Here is a 22,615-nt window from a genome sequence, read left to right as displayed (position 1 = left end):
TATGAACGAAACATTGCAAAAAATCATGGACAATAAACTGGTTGCTGTCGTACGTGGTGCAGACCCGGACAATATCTTATCAATTGGTGATGCACTCGTTAATGGTGGTATCCGCATCATGGAAATAACGATGGACACACCAAATGTGGACACCGTTATCCGACGACTACATGAAAAATTTAATGGGCAAATGATTGTCGGCGCAGGTACTGTTTTAGATCCAGAATCAGCCAAAACGGCGATAATGGCAGGTGCTCAGTTCATCTTTTCACCTACCGTTAATACCGAAACGATCAAAATGACGAAGCGGTATGGTGTAGTGAGTATACCTGGGGCAATGACACCGACTGAAATTTTAACAGCGTATGAGCATGGCGCAGATCTTATTAAAGTATTCCCAGCAGGTGTTATGGGGCCAAGCTATATAAAAGATATTCACGGACCATTGCCTTATATCCCGCTTATGCCAACAGGTGGTGTGGACCTATCGAATATTAAACAGTATTTCGACAATGGTGCCGTAGCTGCCGGGTTAGGTGGTTCACTCATTAATACGAAACAGCCTTTAGATAAAGCTGCACTAGAGAATATAACCGAAACGGCGAAACAATTTGTAGATACGATAAAGGATGTGTGACGATGAAAATTACTGATTTTAAGCTCTATCAGATACAACCGCGCTGGCTTTTTTTAAAAATTGAAACGGATGAAGGACTCAATGGATTGGGTGAACCAATTATTGAAGGCCGCACCCATTCTGTTGCGGCATGTGTTACAGAATTGATGGATTATTTAATTGGAAAAGATCCACGTAAAATTGAAGATCATTTCCAGGTATTATATCGTGGTGGATTTTATCGCGGTGGTCCAATATTGATGAGTGCGATTTCCGGAATTGAGCAGGCACTCTGGGATATTAAAGGAAAATTTTACAACATGCCGGTATACGAGATGCTGGGCGGGGCTGTCCGGGATGACATTCAGGTATATTCATGGATTGGCGGGGATCGACCGCAAGATGTTGGAGCTGCTGCCAAGGAAAAAGCCGATGCCGGATTTACAGCCATTAAGATGAATGGAACCGAGGAAATGAATTATATTGACAGTTACACAAAAGTGGACGCTGCTGTCAGCAGGGTTGCAGCTATACGTGATGCTGTAGGTAATGACTTTGGGATTGGAATCGATTTTCATGGCCGTGTACATAAGGCCATGGCCAAAATTCTAGTAAAGGAACTCGAACCATATCGACCAATGTTTATTGAGGAACCGGTTCTTGCCGAAAACCTTGAGGCTTTCCGTGAGATCGCAAACCACACAACTACACCAATTGCAACAGGTGAGCGCAACTACACACGATGGGGTTTTAAACAAATGCTCACCGATGGGGTTGTAGATATCATTCAGCCTGATCTGTCGCACACAGGTGGAATCCTTGAGGCGAAAAAAATTGCAGCAATGGCAGAAAGCTTTGATGTTGCGGTCGCACCGCATGCACCGCTGGGTCCAATTAATCTTGCTGCCTCACTACAGCTGGATGCATGTACACCAAATTGTATTATTCAAGAGCAAAGTCTTGGGATCCATTACAACCAGGGCAGTGATCTTTTAGACTATTTGATAAATCCTAAGGTATTTGAATACGAGGATGGATCCGTAAAAATACCTCAAGGGATCGGTCTGGGAATCGAAATCGATGAAGAGCGAGTCAAAGCAGCCGCCAAAGATGGTCACCAGTGGAAAAACCCTGTTTGGCGACATAAAGATGGAACAGTTGCCGAATGGTAAGCTTGCGCCTTCATCATAATAAAGGATTTATAATACCTATTTAAACAAACAGAGGGGGAGAAATTTTATGTCTACATTAGGATTGATTTTACTAGCGGTATTTGGAGTAGCATTATTGTTATTCCTTGTTATACGGACAAAATTGCAAGCATTTATCGCATTGCTTGTTGTCAGTTACATTATCGGGCTATTGTCTGGAATGAGCCCGGAGAAGATTTTACAGGCAGTCAATGATGGTATGGGCGGAACAGTAGCCGAGATCGCCGTCATTATCGGTGTCGGGTCTATGTTTGGGGAAATTCTGAAGGTTTCTGGCGGTGCAGAGCGACTTGCGATGACACTTATGGATAAGTTTGGAGAAAAGCGTGTCAACTGGGCACTGATGCTGACCGGTTTTATCATTTCGATCCCAGTATTTCTTGATGTTGCATTTGTAATTTTAGTACCTATCTTATATAGTCTGGCACAGAAAACGAAGAAGTCATTACTGTACTTTGCTATTCCTTTACTTGCCGGTTTAGCCGTAACACACAGTTTTGTTCCGCCTACTCCGGGACCAATTGCTGTTGCCTCGTTACTAGATGCCAATATTGGATGGGTCATTCTGTTCGGTTTGATTGCAGGTATTCCCGCTGCGATCTTAGCCGGTCCGGTTTTTGGAACGTACATTTCCAAGAAAATTCATGTTGAAGTGCCAAAAGAAATGTTGAAGAATATGGCAGAGGAAGCAAGGGGTAAACAATATGATAAGGAGCTGCCAAGCTTCAAAATGATTGCATCCTTAATATTGTTGCCATTATTCCTAATATTACTTAATACATTTGCCAGCGCATCATTGGCTGAAGACAGTTCATTAAGAACTGCTTTAACCTTTATTGGTAATCCAGGAGTTGCATTGACAATCACAGCTTTACTGACATTCTATCTTTTGGGAACACGACGAGGTTATTCAAAATCGGAAATACAGGATATTGCAACCAAATCATTGGAGCCTGCAGGTATTATCATTTTGATTACAGGTGCAGGTGGCGTTTTCGGTCAAGTATTGGTCGAAACTGGTATCGGTGATGTTATCGCTGATACCATGACAAATCTAAACATCCCGGTTCTTGTATTTGCATTTCTTGTTGCTTCTGCGGTAAGAATTGCACAAGGATCTGCAACCGTCGCAATGGTTACTGCTGCAAGTCTGATTACACCGGTAATCAATACACTTGGCCTTGAAGGACCAATATTAGCATTACTTGTTATTACGATTGCTTCAGGTGCCACAATCGCTTCCCATGTTAACGATTCAGGCTTCTGGTTGGTTAACCGTTTCCTAGGCTTGTCAGAGAAAGACACACTGAAGTCCTGGACAGTAATGGAGACAATTATTGCATTAGTTGGATTTGGAATGTCATTAATTGTAAGTATGTTTATATAATAGTAGATGATGGGACAGGGTAAAGTAGCCTTGTCCCTATTTGGATAACCTCATACTAGTATGGATACATTAATTGAAAAAGGTATACTACCGCCTTTTTCCTTTTTCGCATTAAAAATAAGGCAATTAATTGTTTTGTACTGTATAACTTTAATAGATGCTCAGGAGGGGCTAAATATTAACACTTACCTTAACAAAAACAGCAAAAAACAATCAACAGGAGGAGAACCAATGACACAGAAATCATATTACTTAGGTGTTGATATTGGAACAACAAGCACAAAATCCGTTTTATATACGAAAAATGGCGAAGTAGTAGCAAATCACACCATTAACTACCCATTACATACTCCTAATCCACTTGTGGCTGAACAAGATCCAATTGAAATATTCGATGCCGTACTCGGATCAATTAGAGAAACAATACGTAAAGGCGGTATAGAATCAAATCACTTAAACTTTATTTCATTCAGCTCAGCTATGCATAGTTTAATTGCTGTTGATAAAAACGGGGATTTGTTAACAAATAGCATTACCTGGGCAGATACGAGAAGTGCTGAATATGCAAAAAAAATTAAAGAAGAACACAATGGTCATGAAATCTATTTACGAACAGGGACACCTATTCATGCCATGTCTCCCCTTTCCAAATTAATATGGATGCAGTCAGAAAAGCCTGTGATTTTTAGCAAAGCTGCAAAATTCATTTCAATCAAAGAATATGTATTTCAGAAATTGTTCGGAAGGTATGTTGTGGATTACTCCATTGCTTCTGCAACTGGATTGTTTAATTTACAATCACTGGATTGGGATAAAGAGGCATTACAGCTAGCTGGTGTAACACCTGACAAGCTTTCTGATATTGTACCAACAACCTACCAACTAATCGGTGTTAAACAAGCGTATAAAAATTTCATGGGCATTGATAGTGATACACCTTTTATTATCGGTGCCAGCGATGGTGTTCTTTCCAATCTTGGTGTTAACGCTATCGATCCAGGCGTCATTGCCGTTACAATTGGAACTAGCGGAGCAATTCGTACGGTCTATGATCAACCTAAAACAGATCCAAAGGGGAGAATTTTCTGTTATGCGCTTACGGAAAATCACTGGGTAATTGGCGGACCGGTTAACAATGGCGGAATTATTTTACGCTGGCTCCGCGATGAGTTTGCTGCAGCTGAGGTGGAAACTGCCAAACGATTGGATATTGATCCTTATGACGTTTTAACTAAAATTGCTTCAGGAGTAAATCCTGGATCAGACGGATTAATTTTTCATCCCTATATGACTGGGGAACGTGCACCATTATGGGATGCAAATGCACGCGGTTCATTTTTTGGTTTAAGTATTCATCATAAAAAACAACACATGATAAGAGCTGTGCTAGAAGGAACCATTTACAATTTATATACAGTTCTACTTGCACTTGAGGAGCTAACTGGAGAACCAAAGCGAATTCAGGCAACAGGCGGCTTTGCACGTTCAGAAATGTGGCGTCAATTAATGACCGACATCTTCGACAAACCGGTAATTGTTCCGGAAAGCTATGAAAGTTCTTGCTTAGGTGCAGTTGTTTTAGGTATGTATGCAATGGGAGAAATTGATGACTTTCGTATTATTTCTGAAATGGTTGGAAACACGAATACACATTATCCAAACGAAGAAACTACAAATGTATACCGTGAGCTCTTGCCGATTTATATTCGGTTGTCACGTATGCTCCAGGATGAGTATGAAAGTATCGCAAGCTTTCAGCGGAAACATTTGGGCGAAGTAAAATAGAATGTAATGTTTTCAGTCTGTTAGGAATATGGTATACTCTAAATGAATAAAAAATATAATAAAAGACCGCAGCAATAACTGCGGTCCTTCGATAAGCGGTTCCCCCAGGGGGATCGGCCATTCATAGCGAATAGACCTCACCCTAATAACTTATCAGGGCTAATAGGGGGGTCTATTTTTTATTGATCATAGTTATGATCAATGCGAGCAATGCAATCAAGAAGGTACCGAAACCATACAGAATCGTCATCACTTCATACATGCTCAGAGGCATCACCCCCTTTAAACAAAAGGGTTAGCCGACCCGTCCCTAAAAGAACATTATCTGCTTACAGTATAACATTTATTCTATACATTAAGAATGAACATTCGCACAAATCCTACAATATTCCTAAAGCTGTTGAAGCAATAAATAAAACCCCGTAAAAACCAATAATAGGTATGTGATGAAGCGGAAAATTTGTTGATTAATATGCTTGAATATCAATTGTCCTAAAATTAATCCACTAACAACTAACGGTAATGCCATCGCACTTGTTTGCCAAATTTCTACCGTGGTTCCTGCAAACATAATTTGAACAAGTAGGCTTATTAAATAAATGAACAAGTAAAATGCTAAAGTAGTTCCTCTTAATTTTTCCTTGGATGCATTCGTTCCTGAAAAGTACAACAAAATGGGTGGACCAGGCATGCCAATACTAGTTGTGAGTGCACCAGAAAACGCACCTATAGAAAAATCCCGTTTCGATGTTTGATTAATGCGGAAATTTAGGATTAACAACATGGTTAACAGTAAAATTAATATACTAATGCTAAGCTTTAGCAATGTCATATCCATGATTAAAAAAATTGTAATTCCCACCGGCAAGCCCGCGAGACTACCTGAAATAAACCTTTTTAGGATGCCAATCTCAATGTCATTTCTTACTTTTGCAATAAGTGCACATGAAATAACGAGTGATGCGATTAAATTGATCTGAATGGCTTCCCGTGGTTCAAAAATCAACAGCAAAAACGGTGTTGCCATGATAGAGAAACCAAAGCCAGTACTTGTTTGAAGGGTGGCAGCAACCAATATAATAATTGAAAACAAAACGATTGAATCCATTGATAACACCTACTACCTGAATTGTAACGCCTCTTTAGTTTAACAGATTATTATCTGAAATCCTCTTATCACTCTTACTTCTTTTGATATACTATAGGTATACTTTAAAGGAGGTAATTTTCATGGGTATTTTCGATAGTATGATGGGAAATGCATCCGAGGTTGACACAAGTAAAGTTGAAAAGGAACTAACTGAACTTTTTGCTCCATCTGAACAAGTTGAGCATGCTTATAAATTAATCCGTGACTTAATGGTATTCACGAACAAGCGATTAATGCTTGTAGACAAGCAAGGTATGACAGGCAAAAAGGTCGAGTATCATTCCATTCCATACAAAAATATTACGCACTTTTCAATAGAAACAGCCGGAACATTTGATTTGGAAGCGGAACTAAAAATATGGATTTCGGGGACAGCTACTCCAATTGAAAAAACATTTAACAAACAGTTGAATATTTATAAGGTGCAGAGTGTTTTAGCAGCGTACGTTTGTGAATAGTAATCGTTTCCTAGTTTAAGGATTAGGAGTGAATCTATTGAGAAGATGGCGTGAAAAAAGAAAACAACGAAAGCAAAATAAGTTAGATCAATCGTCGTTTTGGAACATTCTGGTTGATATATTGCTTTGGATACCAGAATTGTTACTCTTACCTTTCCGATTAATTTTATGGTTGGCAAGAGGCTTTTTAAGATTAATTGGAAATATTTTTGATTATTATTAAGGAGTCGAAAGATAATCTCGACTCCTTTATTTTTATAAAAAGAAACCGAATTCAATTAGCTTCTTACTCCTAAAACGATCTTATATCCTTCTTACTAGTATCTAAATCCACCAAATCAAAACCACCAACTAATTTCTCAAACTCACGGCTTGCGATCAGTACAAGACCATCCATAAAACGGTTCCCAGCAAGTTGCATACCAATTGGCAGTCCACTTTTTGTAAAACCTGCTGGTATCGATGCAGCTGGAAGTCCAGTCATATTATATATGTGTGTCATCATCCAGTCAGAATCCGCTTCTATTTCTTTTCCTTTGATCGTCTTTGGCCCTAATAATTGATAATCAAATGATGGCACAGCCAGCGTTGGTGACATAATAAGATCGTATTTTTTATAATACTCTTGTAAAACGTTCCACACCTTTGATCGTTTCTGCTGGTAATTAATATATTCACTAGTTGTTATATCAAATCCTCGTTCAATCATTAATTGGTAAGACGGGGTTAACCATTCTGGATGTTCCTTAAACATTGATGCCCCTCCAGCTGCCGCTGCTGCATACCACATATTTTTGAAAAAACCGAGGAATTCGTGTAATGTCATGCCGAAATCCATTGATACTTCTTCTACTTCACATCCTAAAGCACGCCATTTAGCTATTTGCTCATCGATGACCTGTTCAACTTCAGGGTCCACGGTATACATGCCAAAATCTTTTGTATAAGCAATCTTTATTCCTTGCAAACTACCATCAATTTGATCGATTAATTTCTCGTTCGATGTTGGCAATGAAAATGGGTCTGTTGGGCTGTATCCTTGCGTTACATCAACAAATAATGCAGCATCCCTAACTGAATGTGTTAGTGGTCCATGATTAACAAACGGATTATTGGAACCGAATACGTTAGCTAAGTTATTATCCATGGGGATTCGACCATACGTTGGTTTAAAGCCATAAACACCACAAAAGCTTGCTGGAATACGAATAGAACCTCCTCCATCACTACCCTCTGCAAATGGTACTAACTCAGCTGCAACTGCCGCGGCAGATCCACCACTTGAACCTCCCGACGTTTTTTCTTTGTTCCAAGGGTTTTTCGTCGCACCAAATACCAAGTTATCCGTTGTTCCTTTATGTCCAAAATCAGGTGTATTTGTTTTACCTATTACTATCGCACCTGCATCTTTTAAACGTTGGACAATTGTTGCATCACGTTCAGGCACATTATTTTCAAAAGCCTTTGAGCCGAACGTTGTTTTGATTCCTTTTGTTGGGGTTAAATCCTTAATCGCAACAGGAACACCATGAAGCGCACCTATTTCCTCCCCACTAAGTAATGCTGCTTCAGCTTCTTTTGCTTCCTCTCTTGCATGTTCATTTAATGTGACAAAAGCGTTAATACTTGGATTATATTTATCCACACGTTCTAGATAGTAATCTAAAATTTCCACAGGTGAGATTTCTTTTGCCTTTACGTTCTGAGCGAGATCAAATGCAGTCGTATTTTTTAACATAGTTACACCTCTAGTTTATAGATAAGTTTACTTATAGCTTAGCATGTTTCGACAAGATTAGCATTTCTCTATAATTCGAAAAAAAGGATGCTTCCCTCAAGAGAAAACATCCCCGAACATTCACATCTTCACATAGTCACCAACTGGCCATTTTTCACAGGTATATGCCATTTCCCAAAATGCCAGCTCTAATTGACAGCTTTTTCTAAAAGCAATTTTAATCTGTTCTTGTTCCTCTTTACTAGCATTTGCAGCAAAATTATCCAAGCGTTTTCGCATTTGCAATGTTGTATTTTCTACTCGTTCATCAGCATAAAATGTAATCCAATTATAAAAAGGATGATCGATAGTTGGCTTGTATGAATTCATCAGTTCCTTACCAATCTCTAAATATGTCCATGGGCATGGCAACAACGCACCTACAATTTCACCCAGTCTTCCCATGTGTGCATGATACATCATATGCTTCACATAGTGATCTGCCGTTGGCGGTAGCGGGTAACCTTGTAATTCTTCATAGCTAACACCAATGTGCTCGCAAAAATTATTATGTGGATGGATTTCACTATTTAAAACGAAATCAATTTGACTATTGAAATACTGAATATCATCTCGATTATCTGACTTAGAGATTGCAATACCGTAAATGTACATAAATGCGTTTAGGTATTCATAATCAGCCTTAATATAATGTGCCAATGCCTCTTTTGGTACATTCCCTTTACCAATTCCTTGTACGAAAGAATGATTAAAGATCTCCTGAAATACATCATCATTTTCTTTACGTAGATTGTCTGTAAATGTCATTATTTAACCTCCTATGATATATTTTGTAAAACATTTGTACGCTTCACGCGTATAACAACGAACCAACCAATAAATGCTCCTGAAATACTGCTGACCAAGAATGATGGTAAAAATACAAAAGCACCGAGTGAGCTTCCCATCAATAAGTTGGCATAAGGTACAGCAAAAAGAGCTCCAATTATTCCAGTTCCAATTACTTCGCCCATGACAGCAAGCATTTTATAACCAAACCATTTATACAACACCCCAGCTAAACATGCACCAATCATCCCACCTGGAAATGCCAATAATGTTCCAAGCCCAAGTAGATTGCGAATTAGTCCTGTCATAAATGCAATAACCACAGCTGGAACAGGTCCAAGTGTAATAGCAGCCATCACATTCACCGCATGTTGAACTGGATATGCTTTTGCAATGCCAGCAGGAAACCATAGTAATTGCGCACCCACTGTTCCAATTGCAATAAACACAGCTAAAGTTGTAAGTAACCGTGTACGACGATCCATCACAGCCCTCCTCTCAATAAAATGAAACTTCTTTCAGTGGGGGTTCTTTTCTCCCCCACTAAATGTTAGTTGAACAGAATCGGACCTTTACGGGCAGTTGACCCCACTTAACTTCCTTTAATTTCTTTGGAACCTTTTCGCTAAGGGATTTACTGCCCGTTAAGGCGGGATAAAATCGCAAACAAAAAAGCCAGCACCAAAAGATGGGACTGACTTGATATGGATATAGGAAATAGACGTATGTATCATGACTACTTCCCTCCGCTGGTATTAACCAGATCAGGTCGATAAGAGTCAGAAAGCTCACGCGCTCTCCTCTCAGCCCACATTACTGGGCACCCCTAGTAGTTGTAATTCGTTTATGAAATTTGCTTGCTTAGTTAAGCCTACCAAACTAACTTCATCTTGTCATCGTTTATTTTTCCGATTTCCTTATCTCTCACAATCATACACAATGTCATTTTGTCTTCTTGCTTCTTCAGTAATGGATAGCACAATTAGGCTAAGCTCCTTCAATTCCTCGTATTCTTGTACACTATTTGTCTTTATAATTCTTCTAAAATTGCCAATCTCATACACCATATCTTCCTTAATATCAGGTGTCTCTATTGTTGTAACCTGGTTTGTTTGATTGTCAATCAATCTAAGTTCATTTATTTTCGATACATCTTCAAATACAAATGTTCCACTTTCACCATGAATTTCACATGGAATATACGAAGTAACTATTTTTGAACACATTATCGTACAAGTAAAATCTGCATAACTCAAGACAAGAGTTCCACTACCGTCTACTCCGGAGTCCAATTTAGTAGCTATATACGATACACTATCAGGTTCCCCAAAAAGAGCTACTGCCAAATAAAGCGGATAAATTCCCATATCAACTAGTGCTCCACCAGAAAACTCGGCAGAGAAAATATTTGGGTTATTACCAGCTAAATAACTGTTATATTTAGATGAATAGCGAACTTGATGCAAAATTGCACTTCGCATCTTACCAATTTCAGCCATATTTTCTTTTAATCGTTTAAAATTAGGTGCATGTATACTGCGAATGGCTTCAAATAAATAAACATTATTCTCTTCCGCTACTTTATATGCCTCTTTTAACTCTTTCGTATTCGAAAAAATTGGTTTCTCACAAATGATATGTTTTTTGTACTTCAAAAATAGAATCGCTTGTTCATAATGCAACGAATTTGGTGATGCAATATAAATACAATCGATCACATCACTTTTTGCCATATGTTCTAAATCGGTAAAAGCATGTTTTACACCATGTGTATCAGCAAAGTTTCTCGCCTTCTCTTCTGATCGTGAATATACTGCTGTAAGCGTTAAATCACTAATTTTTTTAGAAGCCTTTATAAAAGAATCTGTAATCCAGCTTGTTCCAATTGTGCCATACTTCATTTTCCGATCACTCCCTTATATACAATTACTTTACCAGTTATCTATCTTTATATCTATTTAAAAAAAGCTTGCATTCCATTTCAAAATAAAATAAACTGTATATATACACATACACACTATAACAGTTTGAAAGGAGTTACCATTATGCAGGACTGGAAGCTGGCCTTTTGGTTAGCAAGGTTTGAATTAAATGCATCGAAAAAAAGTTTTTTAGGTTTAATTTTATTTTTCATCCTAATGGTATTGTTCATTGTGTCATCAGCAGGTTCTTATTTAGAAAAAAACTTTGCAGGATTTGACGTGTTTTTTATCGTCATTTTCACTATTTCAATGATTTGGACGAAACCAAAGGATTTTCAAAATAAGAAAATTAATGAAGGGATTTTTGCATCGCCCTCATTAGTAATGCTAAAGCAACTTCCAGTAAGACAACAAGTAATTGTTAAAAGTAGATTTATTGTACATTTCGTCTATGCTTTTCCATTCCAACTTGCTTTATTAGTTTCCTTATACCTTCTAACACCGGAATTACAAGAATTGATGTCTTTAGTTTCTTACGGTGTATTTTCAATCATTTGGTTATCTTTCGGGGTATATGCTGGATACATCTTTCCCGCTAGTGACGCAGGTGAAAAAGTAAATAACACTTCGATGATCATTTATGGAGTTCTATTTCTAATCGGTGCCATGTTTATTTTCTCTATCTTTCAGTTAGTGTCCGATCATGGAATTGTTCAATGGACAATTATATTCGCCAAAAAATGGCCACTTTTATCCACTACACTATCCATTCTAATGGCACTCATTGGATTCAATTACTGGCAGCAATATATGAAAAAAACGATGGAAAAATTAGATTATCTATAAACTCAAAAAGGGGTGTGTGCCGTGGAACTACCGATACGGCTTTCGAAAGATTCCAGAGAGCCAATTTATCATCAAATAGTAAACCAATTAAAAGCACTTATAGCTGGTGGACAATTAGTCGCGGGAACACCTTTACCATCTATTCGTGTACTTTCAAAAGACCTGGAAATCAGCATTATTACAACCAGAAGAGCATACCAGGATTTAGAGCACCAAGGATTTATACGTACATCACAAGGAAAAGGAACCTTTGTTGCTGAAATAGAGGATGCTACGAAGCAACAAGTGAAGATCTCATCCGTTTATCAAACCATAGAAAAAGCCGTCGATACAGCAGTTCAATATGATTATTCACTTGATCAGATTGAAGAGATTTTTCAAGAAGTTATACGTTCACAACGATCAAGTCGGAAAGGAGATTAATTCATGAAAACATGGCTAGAAATAAATGATTTACAAAAGAAAATAGACGATGACTTTCAGTTAGGGCCTATTGACTTGCACATTGATCCTGGTACAATAACGGCTTTAGTCGGAAATAATGGTTCTGGAAAAAGTACATTACTCAAACTCATTATGAATTTAGCAAATCCTGATATGGGAAATATTAAGGTATTTGATAAATTTGTCTATGGTCAGGATGAAAGCTGGAAAAATCAAATTGCATACCTTCCTCAAACAAGAATTGGTTGGAATGCTTATACAGGGAATACGCTGAAAGGTTTGACTTCCCCTTTATATCCTAACTGGGATGATGCATTGTTTACTAAAATTGTTGAGCTATTTGACATTCCGTTGAATAAACGGTACAGAAAACTTTCTCAAGGGATACAACAGAAACTAAGCCTTGCATTAACTATCCCTAGAAACACGCCCTTATTAATTCTGGATGAACCCACATCGTTCATGGATATACCGTCAAAAAAACAATTTATAGATTTGTTGGTCGACTGGATCGATCAAGATGAACGTGCAATCGTAATCGCAAGTCACCAAACTGGTGATATCAAGAAACTTTCTGACTACTTATGCGTATTACAAAACGGGAGGCATGTTGGTACGTTTGAAAAAGAAACGCTAACAGAGCGTTACGCACGTTATTGGATAAGTGACACACTTCCAGAAAGCACAATACCCGGAGAGGTCTCAAGAGAAAACCATCAACTTATTTCAAACAACCCAGCCACTACGGAGAAATTTTTTACCGAGAACGATATTGCATGGAATAATCGCAGTGCAGTAGATTTAGAAGACATTGTCACCTACCTAGTAAACAAAGGAAAGGAAGGGTAAGCCTATGAAAACAGTATTATCTGTTGAGCAATTAGGAAAGTCGTTTAAAGACAAGCAAATTATTAAAAACATCTCCTTCGATGTAAGAAAAGGAGAAATCATGGTAATTTTAGGTCCAAATGGAGCTGGTAAATCAACGACAATCCGTAATATTATGGGGATTATGTACCCCGATGAGGGAACAATTACGTTCCAAAATCATGAGAACATTCCCCGACATAAAATCGGCTACTTACCTGAAGAGCGGGGCTTGTATAAAAACGTAAAAGTAATGGATATTCTACTTTATTTAGCAGAGCTTAAAGATTATCCGTTAAAAAAGGCCAAAGAACGTGCACTAGCCTATCTTAAAAAATTTGACTTGGAAGGAAAAGAAAACGTATCCATTGAAGAGCTATCAAAAGGGATGGGACAAAAAGTACAATTCATCGCCTCGATAATTCATGAACCAGAACTGCTCATTTTAGATGAGCCTTTCTCAGGTCTAGATCCCGTTAGTCAAGAGTTATTTAAAAATGAAATACGTAACTTGGCAGAAAATGGGACGGCAATTCTCTTATCCTCACATCAAATGAATCTTGTAGAGGAAATGTGTGATCGTTTATTTATGATTCATCGGGGGCAAAAAATTATCTACGGAAATATGGACGATGTCAAAACACAATATGCAAATTTCAAATGCACGATTCGCGGTAAAAACGATCATGTTGAGCTAGAGCGTATACCTAATGTACAACGAGTTGAACAGGATAATGATACATCGATTCTCTATCTTTCTAAAGATGTTCAAGCTACGAATTGGTTAAAAAATCTACCTGATAGTTTAGTAGTTCAGGAACTATCGATTGACCGTATCTCGCTACATGAAATATTTATTGATATTGCTACAGATAAAAACTTACTGCAGGAAGAAGGTGTGGCACATGCGTAATACTTTAAAGGTTGCCAAATGGGAAATTAAGCGAAACATGAAAAATAAATCGTTTATCATTTCACTATTTTTAACGCCGGCACTTATGTTATTCTTCTTCTTTATGCCAAGTATTTTTGGAGATTCAGATAAAGAGGATACTGAAGCTACAAACGTTTTTGTTAACGATGAGTTAAATGTTTTCTCTAGTTTGCAGGAAACAGTTGAACAAAGTGGACTAAATTGGGAAATGCAGCCAACCGACTTAACAGAGTCCGAAATAAAAGATAAGATAGATTCGAGTGAAAATACAGCATACATTTTTCTAAATGATAAAGCATTAGCCAATGGAGTCATACCAGTCTACACAAGTGAAGATATTGATTCCTTGTTTACGAGTGAGGTAAACGTATTGACAGCACCAATTCGCTCCCTGCAGATGGAACAGCTGAATTTATCGGATGAACAACTAACAGCTATTTCAAAGGGATTGAAATTTAAGGCAACAACCGCAGATGATAGCGCTGTGAGCGATGGGAAATCAGGAGCTGACCAAGAAACAGAAGAAGATTCAATGAGGCGCATTGTACCCGGAATTTTTGCTGGAATCATCCTAATTATGATTGTTCTAACCGGAATGAATATCTTTCAAAGTGCTTCACAAGAGAAAAAAGACAAAATTGCTGAAATCATTTTATCGTCTCTCACACCAGCTGAATTGATGCAAGGAAAAATTCTAGGTTACTTTGTATTAGGACTTACTCAAGGTATCGTACTTCTTGTGGTTGCATTACCAGTTGCCATATGGAAAACAGATATTCCAATATTTGAGTATTTACTCGTTCCCCAAACAATACTATTAGTTGCTGTAGCAATTTTAGGATATCTGTTGTTTGCATCCATTTTTGTTGGAATTGGTGCAACGCTATCCGATATCACTACAGCAGGGAACTTCCAGGGTATGCTGCTGATGCTCCCATTTTTACCATTTATCTTTATCGGACCCGTTCTTAATGACCCAAGCGGCTTTCTTGCACAGCTCGGAAGCTATATACCATTTACATCCCCAGGCGTCCTGCTCCTTCGTTTGTCAATGCTAGACGAGTGGCCATGGATCGAAATTGTAATTGCCTTGGTTATTTTAATTGTTAGTGTATGGTTATGTATGAAACTAGCAGGTAAAATATTTAAAACGGGAATTTTAATGTATGGTAAAAATGCTTCGCCAAAAGAGATTTGGAAATGGATTCGAGCGTAAGGATAAGAAGTGGAGTACAAAATGGTACTCCACTCTTTATTTTAGAATTCATCATTCACATTTGCTTCATAGAATGTAGTAAACCGATCAAAGGCAGTAATAAAGCTCATATAAAGATTACGGATTTGAATATTAATCGTTTTCCTATCATTAAAAAGAGGGTCTTTTATTGATTCAATCGCATCCTCTATACCAAAACAAATTTGAATTGTCATTTTTAGAAACTCCTTGCTTCGTTCACCATAATCCTCACTAAATGCCAAATCAAACAATGTTTTTCGCTCTTCCTTCACTACAAACATAATTTTATCGAGATCTTGTATAGTTATTTTAACTGGTCCTTTTGCCGTTAACCAGGGTTGCTCAAACATCTCAAGAATGTATCGAACACGATCTGTAGTTATATTCTCTGCTTTCGGCTGTTTAGACTGTTTATTATAAAACTCCTTAAAGTTATTTACGTTCTTTTTGTATTGATCTACCACCACATTATCTGGATCATATGTATATGCTTTATTAATACTTAGAACAGAAAAAGGGTATAGCCAATTAACGCCAAACATTAGGAGGACGAACACCCCTATTAGCCACAAAGACTAGTTTTAGTTTTTTACTACGCTTTTTCATAACCATTACTCCTTGTAAAGTTTAAGCTATTCCTTCTCTTCTACCTTAATCTTTAGTAAAAGAACGGTTTTATCTTCCTTTATCATTTGCTTAACAGCATCTGGATCGTCAAAATCATATGATGACTTATACGATTTTTCTACTTGTCTGTATGCACCTAATATTCTTGTTTTTCCTAATTCAAGTTTAGTCTCTTCGTCTCCGATTGCATAATTCCATGTTCCAGCCATTTTTGAATCCAGAATATCATTTTCTATTTGATGTGGTTGCAAATTCACACCTGGTGCATATAGAAAAAATAAAGGATTCTTATTTTGCGGATTTATTATTCCAAATCCCAAATGACCATCATCAACCTTATTTGGACTTAATCCATATGAAAGATTAGTCAAGTGAATTGGTTTTATCTTTTCTCCGTTTCTGTAACCCTCCACCCAAATAGTAACCCAGCTTTTATCTGCTTGCATTAATTTAAACTCAAAGTCATACACCTTGCCTAAGTTTAATTCTTTAAAAGTACTCCTATACCCCGAATCCTCATCAATTGAAATGTAAGCTACTCCTACTTCTTCTTCACTACTACAACCATTGATAAAGCTTAATAAAAAAGAAATTATTATAACCAAAAATGTAGTCTTTCTCAACAGAAATCCTCCAAACACTTTAATAGAATCTATAATTATACATTCTAGATAGTATAAAAAAATTCCTTTTTCTATTAACCCATAAATTGCATTGCATCAGGGAATTTGATAATGTTAATAATCGTAATAATGTCGAATTTTTTAGGAGGATTCATGAAGAAAGTTTCAAAAGTTTTTTACATAACTACCGTTTTAGTTATATTAACTGTCGCCTTTGGTGCTATTTTCCCTACTCAATTTGAGGCAATAACCGGCAGTATTAAAGCATTCGTAGCAACGACCTTTGGCTGGTATTACATGTTGCTCATGTCCGCGATGGTTATTTTCTCAATAATCATTGCACTTAGTCCATACGGAAGGATTCGTCTTGGGAAGGATCATGAACGGCCGGATTTTTCCACTGCTACATGGATTGCCATGCTATTCTCAGCCGGTATGGGAATCGGTCTTGTATTCTATGGTGCTGCTGAACCACTATTCCATTATGCTGTTGATTCTCCAACATCGGAAGTTGGATCTGGTGCAGCATTTAAGGAAGGGCTCTCCTACGCATACTTCCACTGGGGTCTTCATGTTTGGGCAATGTATGCCATTACTGCACTGTCTCTAGCATTCTTCCAATTCCGTAAAGAAGAACCTGGTTTAATTTCTGCAACATTGAAGCCGCTTTTTGGTGACAAAATGAATGGGCCCTTTGGTGTCTTAATTGATGTACTTGCTGTTTTTGCTACAGTTTTTGGTGTAGCAACATCACTTGGCTTTGGTGCTGTGCAAATTAATGGTGGACTTAACCATCTATTCGGTATTGAGGTTGGTTTTACATCCCAATTTATGATTATTCTTATCGTTACAATTTTGTTCCTAATCTCGGCCTGGTCAGGTCTGAGCAAAGGAATTAAATATTTGTCTAACACGAATATGATACTAGCCGTACTGTTGTTGATTATCGTATTAATCGTTGGTCCGACATTGCTTATTTTAAATATGTTTACGGAGACATTTGGTTTGTATTTACAACATATTCTAGAAATGAGTTTTCGTACTGCACCTCTTGAAGGTGACAATCGATCATGGCTAGATGGGTGGACAATTTTCTACTGGGCATGGTGGATTTCTTGGGCACCGTTCGTTGGAATGTTCATCGCTCGGATATCTCGTGGACGTACAGTTCGTGAATTTTTGATCGGAGTTTTGGTTATACCAACACTTTTTGTTTCCATCTGGTTTGCTGTATTCGGTACAACAGCAGGTAATGTGCAGAATAGTGGTGTTGATTTAACGCAATATGCAACGGAACTTGTGTTATTCAACACGTTTGACAATTTACCGCTAGCTCTTATTTTATCTATAATTGCGATATTACTTATTGCTTCTTTCTTTATCACGTCAGCTGACTCAGCAACTTTCGTTTTAGGTATGCAATCAACTAATGGTTCACTAACACCACCGAATAATATAAAAGTAGCTTGGGGTATTGCACAATCTGCCGTAGCTCTTATTTTACTTTATGTTGGAGGGTTAACAGCAATACAAAATACAATTATTGTCGCCGCACTGCCTTTTTCCTTTGTCATGATATTGATGATTATTGCATTGTTCAGAGCATTAAGTAACGAAGTGCAGTCTAAAAAATAACACACACAACCTCGTCCATACCTAATACATGTTTTTGGACGAGGTTATTTGATCTTATAATTAAATGGGAGAGAAATGAGATGAAGATTAGACAATTGAATTCAAGAGATGCTAAAGCATACCTAAAAATACGACTTGAAGCATTACAAGCTGATCCAGAAGCTTTTGCATCTAGTTATGAAGAAGAAAAAAGATATTCTTTAGAAAAGGTTCAAAACAGATTGGAGGAGGATTTTTCTTATACTCTTGGGGCATTTGAAAGTGAAACACTAGTAGCGGTAGTTAGTGTAGTGAGGGAACAAAGGACTAAAATTAAGCATAGAGCAAACATTTATGCTATGTATGTTACTCCCGAAAAGCGTGGTTGTGGAACGGCAAGGAATCTAATGGTAAAGGCGATTGAAGTGATAAAACAAATGGATGGGATTGAACAGGTTTATTTGTCTGTTGTTGCAAACAATGAACCGGCAAAAAGACTCTATAAATCATTTGGATTTAAGACATATGGAATTGATAGGAAAGCGTTGAAAGTTGAGAATGTATATCTGGATGAGGAGCTTATGGTGCTTAATCTTTAACATTATTTCTGATTTTACATATAAGTATATTACTTTATATAACTTCCATTTAAACTATATACAAAATACTCTAAATCTAATAATATATTAGTATATAAATGTCTAAAAGATAATCAACCATTTTGAAAGCGCATACACGCGGGAGTGATATTGATGGAACTTGGATTATTCCAAAAGCAAACTGCTAATCTGGTGATGACAACGGAGCTTCGACAAGCAATTGCCTTACTACAATATTCCACGCTTGAATTATCACAATTTATACACGAACAAATAGTCGATAACCCCCTAATAGAATTGGAAGAGAATCCATGGGAAAGTCATTTAGCAGATAGAGAGCAGCCAGATTACAATCGAACACAATACACCCATAATGGAGAGGATACTTACAATCCTTTAGATTTTATCGCAACAGATGATCGTGGGCTACATGAAGATTTATTGGAACAAGTACGGTGGCTTAACATTAGTAAACAAGAACAATCCATTTTGGAATATTTAATTCTCAATTTAGATGATAATGGATATTTATCAATAACAAATGAAGAAATAGGCACACAGCTAGCAATACCCGAACAAGTCGTTGAAAACAGCATCAAATTTTTACAAAATTTAGAACCTATAGGTGTCGGGGCCAGGAATTTGAAGGAGTGTTTACTTTTACAGGTAAAAGCGTATTATCCTAAAGAACAATTAGTTGCTTGCGTAATCAAAGACTATTTTGAATTACTAGCAAACAAAAAGTGGAAGAAAATATCAGAAAACCTTAACATATCATTAATGGAAATCAAAAGAATTACAGATTGTATTCAAACACTTGATCCAAAGCCATGTTCCAAGCTCTCTATCATTGAAACAAGCTATTTGTACCCAGATATAACAATTGAAAAAACTAATGGGGATTACGTTATTTCTATGAATGATAGATATTTGCCAAAAGTTCAACTAAATCAACAATATAAGGACTTAATAAACAACAAAAGCCATGTATCAGTATCAAACTATATCAACAAAAGTTATCAAAAATACATGTGGCTAGTGAAAAGTATTGAACAGCGCAAATCTACTATATTAAGAATAACAAATGTAATCGTTGAAAAACAACGGAATTTTTTAGATAATGGTTTTACTTTTCTTCAACCAATGACGTTAAAAGAAATAGCTGATGAGATCGGCATGCACGAATCTACTGTTAGTCGTGCAACAAACAACAAGGTAATTCAGACTCCAAATGGGTCATTTGAAATGCGTCGCTTGTTCACTTCTAAACTTAGAACAAATAACGAAAACAATGCATCTTCTATTAAAGTTAAATTGTTATTGAAAAGGTTAATTAATGAGGAAGACAAACGCACACCGCTTTCTGATCAAAAAATAGCCGATTATTTTAAAAAACAAAACGGAATAACGATTTCTCGACGAACAGTCGCAAAGTATAGAGAGGAATTAAATATCTTGTCTTCTTCAAAGCGAAAAACAATTATTTAAAACGATAATAAAAATAGCTGCCCAAGGTAACGACTCCCGAAAGTTAGAGTAGAAAATCCTAACTTTCGGGGTGTTTTTGTGGCCAAATATAGTGAAGAATTTAAAATAAAGCTTGTCACCAAGTATTTGTATGGTAATCTTGGATTTCAATCATTGACGAAAAAATATAGTATGCCTAGTACTTCCCCATTAAGAAACTGGGTGAGTACCTATAAAGCATTGGGTATGGATGGATTGAAACGAAGAAAGGGTATTCTGTTGAATTTAAATTAGATGCGGTAAAATTTACGTTAGAAACAGTCCTATAAGGGGAAGGTTGGAAAAGTAGCGAGAAACCGGTTATCCCGCCGTTTTAGCACAACTATCCCTCCTTCAAAAATTAGTAACCGACATTACAGAATTAAAGTGTCTAGGCGAAGAGAAGTTATATTTAAATCCGATTCTTGACCTTTATAACGGGGAAATTGTTGCTTATGAAATCAAAAAAACGCCCAACGTTAGATCTTGTCATGGAACCTTTAAAAGAAACGTTAGAGATCATAAAGAATCGTGCAACTTATCGCACAACCATCCATTCCGATCAAGGTTGGCATTATCAGCACAACCAATGGGTGGTGACATTAAAGAAAAATTGGCCGGATTAAGTCCAGTCAAATACCGAACTCAATCCAGCCAATCAGCAGCATAATAAAAACTCTAACTTTTGGGGGTAACAACCCAATGAAGGACATCTATTTTCTATTGTAAGTTTACCCACACACTTTTTATTTCCGTATAATTTTCCAATGCGTAGTTCCCCATTTCTCGTCCAATCCCGGATTGCTTGTAACCTCCAAACGCAGCAGCTGGATTCTCCTGGTTATAGTCGTTGATCCAAACTGTTCCCGCTTTCAGGCGATGTGCAACTTGGTGACCTGTTTTAATATTTTCCGTCCACACTCCGGCAGCTAAGCCATATACACTATCATTTGCTCGTCTAATAACTTCTTCTGTCGTATCAAACGGATGCACTGTAACAACAGGACCAAATATTTCTTCTCTGGCTATTGTCATGTCATCTTCTACGTCCACAAAAACGGTCGGTTGGACAAAATATCCTTTGTCAAAAGCCTTTTCACCACCAGCGACGAGTCTAGCTCCCTCTTCGTTTCCTTTTTTGATGTAATTTAGTACACGGTCAAACTGTTCCTTGGATACGATCGGACCCATATCTGTATCTAAATCTAACCCGTTGCCAAGCTTTACTTCTTCGGCAAGCTTTGCCAACGCTTCAACAACTCTTTCATAATGTTTTCGATGAACGTACACGCGTGAACCAGCACTACAGTTTTGTCCGTGATTATACATAATACCGTCAAACGCACCTTCTATTGCTTTTTCAACATCGGCATCTTCTAAAATGATATTAGGAGATTTCCCGCCAAGTTCAAGGGTGACATGTTTCACACTTTCTGCTGCTTTACGCATAATGGATTTACCAACAGCTGTTGATCCTGTAAAAGCTAACTTGTCAATGTCATCGTGGTCAACAATTGCTGCACCGGCTGTTTTCCCAAAACCTGGGACGAAGTTAACTACTCCGTCTGGAAATCCAGTTTCTTTTAATAGCTTAGCTGCATATAACAACGAAAGGGGGGTTTGTTCAGCTGGTTTTAATACTACCGTACAACCCGTAGCAAGTGCCGCACCCAACTTCCAGGAAGCCATTGATAATGGGAAGTTCCAAGGAATAATTTGCCCAACAACGCCAACAGGTTCATGCAATGTGTAATTTAAATAGTCAGGAGAAATTGGTACTGTCTGACCAAGAACTTTCGTCGCCCAACCTGCATAATAACGAAAATGTTCGGCAGTACCATCAATATCATCTTCCAAGGCTACTGAATACGGTTTTCCATTGTCCAAAGATTCCAATTGAGCAAGTTCTTCTCTATTTTGTTCGATTAGATCGGCAAATTTATAAATGAGATGTGAACGTTCTGCTGCACTTAAGTTTGTCCATTCTCCTTCTTCCAACGCTTTACGGGCTGCATTTACGGCTTTATCAACATCTTCCGCTTGCGCTTCACTCACTTGTGCAAGCACCTCTTCTGTTGCCGGATTATAAACATCAAATGTTTTCCCGCTAACCGATGGAACAAATTCACCATTAATATATAGTTCTTTTTTTCCTTCTAAAAATTCTTTTACCTTTGGTTTTAACTCGACTTGTGAAGTAATCATTATAAAAGTCCTCCCATT

25 protein-coding genes and 1 riboswitch are annotated in these 22,615 nt (G+C 37.5%); of the genes, 16 read left to right on the top strand and 9 right to left on the bottom strand.

Annotated features, from left to right (window positions below):
• Position 1 precedes the first annotated feature (1 nt).
• From CS937_RS14915 to gntK, 4 genes are all read left to right on the top strand, one after another.
• Positions 2–637: a bifunctional 4-hydroxy-2-oxoglutarate aldolase/2-dehydro-3-deoxy-phosphogluconate aldolase gene (locus CS937_RS14915; protein ID WP_099159267.1), complete on the top strand. Its 636-nt coding sequence runs from the start codon at positions 2–4 to the stop codon at positions 635–637.
• Between the two features lie 2 nt (positions 638–639).
• Positions 640–1,788: a galactonate dehydratase gene (gene dgoD / locus CS937_RS14910; RefSeq protein WP_099159266.1), complete on the top strand. Its 1,149-nt coding sequence runs from the start codon at positions 640–642 to the stop codon at positions 1,786–1,788.
• Positions 1,789–1,855: 67 nt separating this feature from the next.
• Positions 1,856–3,214, top strand: coding sequence for a GntP family permease (locus CS937_RS14905; protein ID WP_099159265.1), 1,359 nt, complete (start codon positions 1,856–1,858; stop codon positions 3,212–3,214).
• 231 nt (positions 3,215–3,445) lie between these two features.
• The gene (gene gntK, locus CS937_RS14900; RefSeq protein WP_099159264.1) at positions 3,446–4,999 is read left to right on the top strand and encodes a gluconokinase; all 1,554 of its coding nucleotides are present in this window, start codon (positions 3,446–3,448) and stop codon (positions 4,997–4,999) included.
• A gap of 172 nt (positions 5,000–5,171) precedes the next feature.
• Here the strand turns inward: gntK and CS937_RS14895 are convergent, their stop codons facing one another.
• Complete coding sequence (locus tag CS937_RS14895; RefSeq protein WP_281251915.1) at positions 5,172–5,261, bottom strand: putative holin-like toxin; 90 nt, start codon at positions 5,259–5,261, stop codon at positions 5,172–5,174.
• Positions 5,262–5,390: 129 nt separating this feature from the next.
• A complete protein-coding gene (locus CS937_RS14890) occupies positions 5,391–6,107 on the bottom strand; it encodes a sulfite exporter TauE/SafE family protein (protein ID WP_099159263.1) in 717 nt (238 codons plus the stop codon).
• Between the two features lie 122 nt (positions 6,108–6,229).
• On the opposite strand from CS937_RS14890, the gene CS937_RS14885 reads away from it, so the two are divergent.
• Together CS937_RS14885 and CS937_RS14880 are read left to right on the top strand one after the other, a co-directional pair.
• The gene (locus CS937_RS14885) at positions 6,230–6,607 is read left to right on the top strand and encodes a PH domain-containing protein (protein WP_099159262.1); all 378 of its coding nucleotides are present in this window, start codon (positions 6,230–6,232) and stop codon (positions 6,605–6,607) included.
• A gap of 37 nt (positions 6,608–6,644) precedes the next feature.
• Complete coding sequence (locus CS937_RS14880; protein WP_099159261.1) at positions 6,645–6,830, top strand: hypothetical protein; 186 nt, start codon at positions 6,645–6,647, stop codon at positions 6,828–6,830.
• Positions 6,831–6,899: 69 nt separating this feature from the next.
• On the opposite strand, the gene CS937_RS14875 is transcribed toward CS937_RS14880, so the two are convergent.
• The 4 genes from CS937_RS14875 to CS937_RS14860 all read right to left on the bottom strand — a co-directional run bounded on the left by CS937_RS14875 (position 6,900) and on the right by CS937_RS14860 (position 11,074).
• Entirely contained in the window at positions 6,900–8,345 is a 1,446-nt protein-coding gene (locus CS937_RS14875) for an amidase (protein WP_099159260.1), read from the bottom strand.
• A 120-nt stretch (positions 8,346–8,465) separates the two neighbouring features.
• Positions 8,466–9,152 (bottom strand): thiaminase II, encoded by a 687-nt coding sequence (tenA, locus tag CS937_RS14870; protein WP_099159259.1) that lies wholly within the window; start codon positions 9,150–9,152, stop codon positions 8,466–8,468.
• 11 nt (positions 9,153–9,163) lie between these two features.
• Positions 9,164–9,658: an energy coupling factor transporter S component ThiW gene (thiW, locus tag CS937_RS14865; RefSeq protein WP_099159258.1), complete on the bottom strand. Its 495-nt coding sequence runs from the start codon at positions 9,656–9,658 to the stop codon at positions 9,164–9,166.
• Between the two features lie 239 nt (positions 9,659–9,897).
• A riboswitch (TPP riboswitch) is annotated at positions 9,898–10,011 on the bottom strand.
• A gap of 79 nt (positions 10,012–10,090) precedes the next feature.
• Positions 10,091–11,074: a Gfo/Idh/MocA family protein gene (locus CS937_RS14860; RefSeq protein WP_099159257.1), complete on the bottom strand. Its 984-nt coding sequence runs from the start codon at positions 11,072–11,074 to the stop codon at positions 10,091–10,093.
• A 144-nt stretch (positions 11,075–11,218) separates the two neighbouring features.
• On the opposite strand from CS937_RS14860, the gene CS937_RS14855 reads away from it, so the two are divergent.
• The 5 genes from CS937_RS14855 to CS937_RS14835 are packed head-to-tail and all read left to right on the top strand — an operon-like array spanning position 11,219 to position 15,402.
• Positions 11,219–11,941 carry a hypothetical protein gene (locus CS937_RS14855; protein ID WP_099159256.1) on the top strand — a complete coding sequence of 241 codons (723 nt, stop codon included), beginning with the start codon at positions 11,219–11,221 and terminating at the stop codon, positions 11,939–11,941.
• Between the two features lie 21 nt (positions 11,942–11,962).
• The gene (locus CS937_RS14850; protein ID WP_099159255.1) at positions 11,963–12,364 is read left to right on the top strand and encodes a GntR family transcriptional regulator; all 402 of its coding nucleotides are present in this window, start codon (positions 11,963–11,965) and stop codon (positions 12,362–12,364) included.
• Between the two features lie 3 nt (positions 12,365–12,367).
• A complete protein-coding gene (locus CS937_RS14845; RefSeq protein ID WP_099159254.1) occupies positions 12,368–13,234 on the top strand; it encodes an ATP-binding cassette domain-containing protein in 867 nt (288 codons plus the stop codon).
• Positions 13,235–13,238: 4 nt separating this feature from the next.
• Positions 13,239–14,165 (top strand): ABC transporter ATP-binding protein, encoded by a 927-nt coding sequence (locus CS937_RS14840; RefSeq protein ID WP_099159253.1) that lies wholly within the window; start codon positions 13,239–13,241, stop codon positions 14,163–14,165.
• Positions 14,158–15,402, top strand: a complete 1,245-nt coding sequence (locus CS937_RS14835) for an ABC transporter permease (RefSeq protein WP_099159252.1) — start codon at positions 14,158–14,160, stop codon at positions 15,400–15,402. Before CS937_RS14840 ends, CS937_RS14835 begins: the two co-directional genes overlap by 8 nt.
• 41 nt (positions 15,403–15,443) lie before the next feature.
• On the opposite strand, the gene CS937_RS14830 is transcribed toward CS937_RS14835, so the two are convergent.
• A complete protein-coding gene (locus tag CS937_RS14830) occupies positions 15,444–15,965 on the bottom strand; it encodes a hypothetical protein (protein ID WP_099159251.1) in 522 nt (173 codons plus the stop codon).
• A 90-nt stretch (positions 15,966–16,055) separates the two neighbouring features.
• The gene (locus CS937_RS14825) at positions 16,056–16,673 is read right to left on the bottom strand and encodes a hypothetical protein (RefSeq protein ID WP_099159250.1); all 618 of its coding nucleotides are present in this window, start codon (positions 16,671–16,673) and stop codon (positions 16,056–16,058) included.
• Between the two features lie 153 nt (positions 16,674–16,826).
• Between CS937_RS14825 and CS937_RS14820 the strand changes: the two genes are divergently transcribed.
• From CS937_RS14820 to CS937_RS19840, 5 genes are all read left to right on the top strand, one after another.
• Positions 16,827–18,308 (top strand): glycine betaine uptake BCCT transporter, encoded by a 1,482-nt coding sequence (locus CS937_RS14820; protein ID WP_099159249.1) that lies wholly within the window; start codon positions 16,827–16,829, stop codon positions 18,306–18,308.
• A gap of 80 nt (positions 18,309–18,388) precedes the next feature.
• A complete protein-coding gene (locus CS937_RS14815; protein ID WP_099159248.1) occupies positions 18,389–18,886 on the top strand; it encodes a GNAT family N-acetyltransferase in 498 nt (165 codons plus the stop codon).
• 153 nt (positions 18,887–19,039) lie between these two features.
• Positions 19,040–20,374: an RNA polymerase factor sigma-54 gene (gene rpoN, locus CS937_RS14810; RefSeq protein ID WP_099159247.1), complete on the top strand. Its 1,335-nt coding sequence runs from the start codon at positions 19,040–19,042 to the stop codon at positions 20,372–20,374.
• Between the two features lie 78 nt (positions 20,375–20,452).
• Positions 20,453–20,647 (top strand): hypothetical protein, encoded by a 195-nt coding sequence (locus CS937_RS14805; RefSeq protein WP_099159246.1) that lies wholly within the window; start codon positions 20,453–20,455, stop codon positions 20,645–20,647.
• 200 nt (positions 20,648–20,847) lie between these two features.
• A complete protein-coding gene (locus CS937_RS19840) occupies positions 20,848–21,018 on the top strand; it encodes a hypothetical protein (RefSeq protein ID WP_176555851.1) in 171 nt (56 codons plus the stop codon).
• A 94-nt stretch (positions 21,019–21,112) separates the two neighbouring features.
• Here CS937_RS19840 and CS937_RS14800 read toward each other — a convergent pair whose 3' ends face one another.
• Positions 21,113–22,597 carry an aldehyde dehydrogenase family protein gene (locus tag CS937_RS14800; protein ID WP_099159245.1) on the bottom strand — a complete coding sequence of 495 codons (1,485 nt, stop codon included), beginning with the start codon at positions 22,595–22,597 and terminating at the stop codon, positions 21,113–21,115.
• Positions 22,598–22,615: the final 18 nt, after the last annotated feature.

Origin of the sequence: Virgibacillus ndiopensis (genome assembly GCF_900187325.1) — a bacterium.
Lineage (GTDB): Bacteria > Bacillota > Bacilli > Bacillales > Amphibacillaceae > Virgibacillus_E > Virgibacillus_E ndiopensis.
The sequence above is the reverse complement of the archived record's forward strand: the minus strand, read 5'-3'. Positions and strand labels throughout refer to the sequence as shown.

Coding starts and splice junctions, on each gene's coding strand:
- CS937_RS14915 (WP_099159267.1), top strand. CDS start 2: ATGAACGAAACATTGCAAAAAATCATGGACAATAAACTGGTTGCTGTC.
- dgoD (WP_099159266.1), top strand. CDS start 640: ATGAAAATTACTGATTTTAAGCTCTATCAGATACAACCGCGCTGGCTT.
- CS937_RS14905 (WP_099159265.1), top strand. CDS start 1,856: ATGTCTACATTAGGATTGATTTTACTAGCGGTATTTGGAGTAGCATTA.
- gntK (WP_099159264.1), top strand. CDS start 3,446: ATGACACAGAAATCATATTACTTAGGTGTTGATATTGGAACAACAAGC.
- CS937_RS14895 (WP_281251915.1), bottom strand. CDS start 5,261: ATGTATGAAGTGATGACGATTCTGTATGGTTTCGGTACCTTCTTGATT.
- CS937_RS14890 (WP_099159263.1), bottom strand. CDS start 6,107: ATGGATTCAATCGTTTTGTTTTCAATTATTATATTGGTTGCTGCCACC.
- CS937_RS14885 (WP_099159262.1), top strand. CDS start 6,230: ATGGGTATTTTCGATAGTATGATGGGAAATGCATCCGAGGTTGACACA.
- CS937_RS14875 (WP_099159260.1), bottom strand. CDS start 8,345: ATGTTAAAAAATACGACTGCATTTGATCTCGCTCAGAACGTAAAGGCA.
- tenA (WP_099159259.1), bottom strand. CDS start 9,152: ATGACATTTACAGACAATCTACGTAAAGAAAATGATGATGTATTTCAG.
- thiW (WP_099159258.1), bottom strand. CDS start 9,658: ATGGATCGTCGTACACGGTTACTTACAACTTTAGCTGTGTTTATTGCA.
- CS937_RS14860 (WP_099159257.1), bottom strand. CDS start 11,074: ATGAAGTATGGCACAATTGGAACAAGCTGGATTACAGATTCTTTTATA.
- CS937_RS14855 (WP_099159256.1), top strand. CDS start 11,219: ATGCAGGACTGGAAGCTGGCCTTTTGGTTAGCAAGGTTTGAATTAAAT.
- CS937_RS14845 (WP_099159254.1), top strand. CDS start 12,368: ATGAAAACATGGCTAGAAATAAATGATTTACAAAAGAAAATAGACGAT.
- CS937_RS14840 (WP_099159253.1), top strand. CDS start 13,239: ATGAAAACAGTATTATCTGTTGAGCAATTAGGAAAGTCGTTTAAAGAC.
- CS937_RS14835 (WP_099159252.1), top strand. CDS start 14,158: ATGCGTAATACTTTAAAGGTTGCCAAATGGGAAATTAAGCGAAACATG.
- CS937_RS14830 (WP_099159251.1), bottom strand. CDS start 15,965: ATGTTTGGCGTTAATTGGCTATACCCTTTTTCTGTTCTAAGTATTAAT.
- CS937_RS14820 (WP_099159249.1), top strand. CDS start 16,827: ATGAAGAAAGTTTCAAAAGTTTTTTACATAACTACCGTTTTAGTTATA.
- CS937_RS14815 (WP_099159248.1), top strand. CDS start 18,389: ATGAAGATTAGACAATTGAATTCAAGAGATGCTAAAGCATACCTAAAA.
- rpoN (WP_099159247.1), top strand. CDS start 19,040: ATGGAACTTGGATTATTCCAAAAGCAAACTGCTAATCTGGTGATGACA.
- CS937_RS19840 (WP_176555851.1), top strand. CDS start 20,848: ATGAAATCAAAAAAACGCCCAACGTTAGATCTTGTCATGGAACCTTTA.
- CS937_RS14800 (WP_099159245.1), bottom strand. CDS start 22,597: ATGATTACTTCACAAGTCGAGTTAAAACCAAAGGTAAAAGAATTTTTA.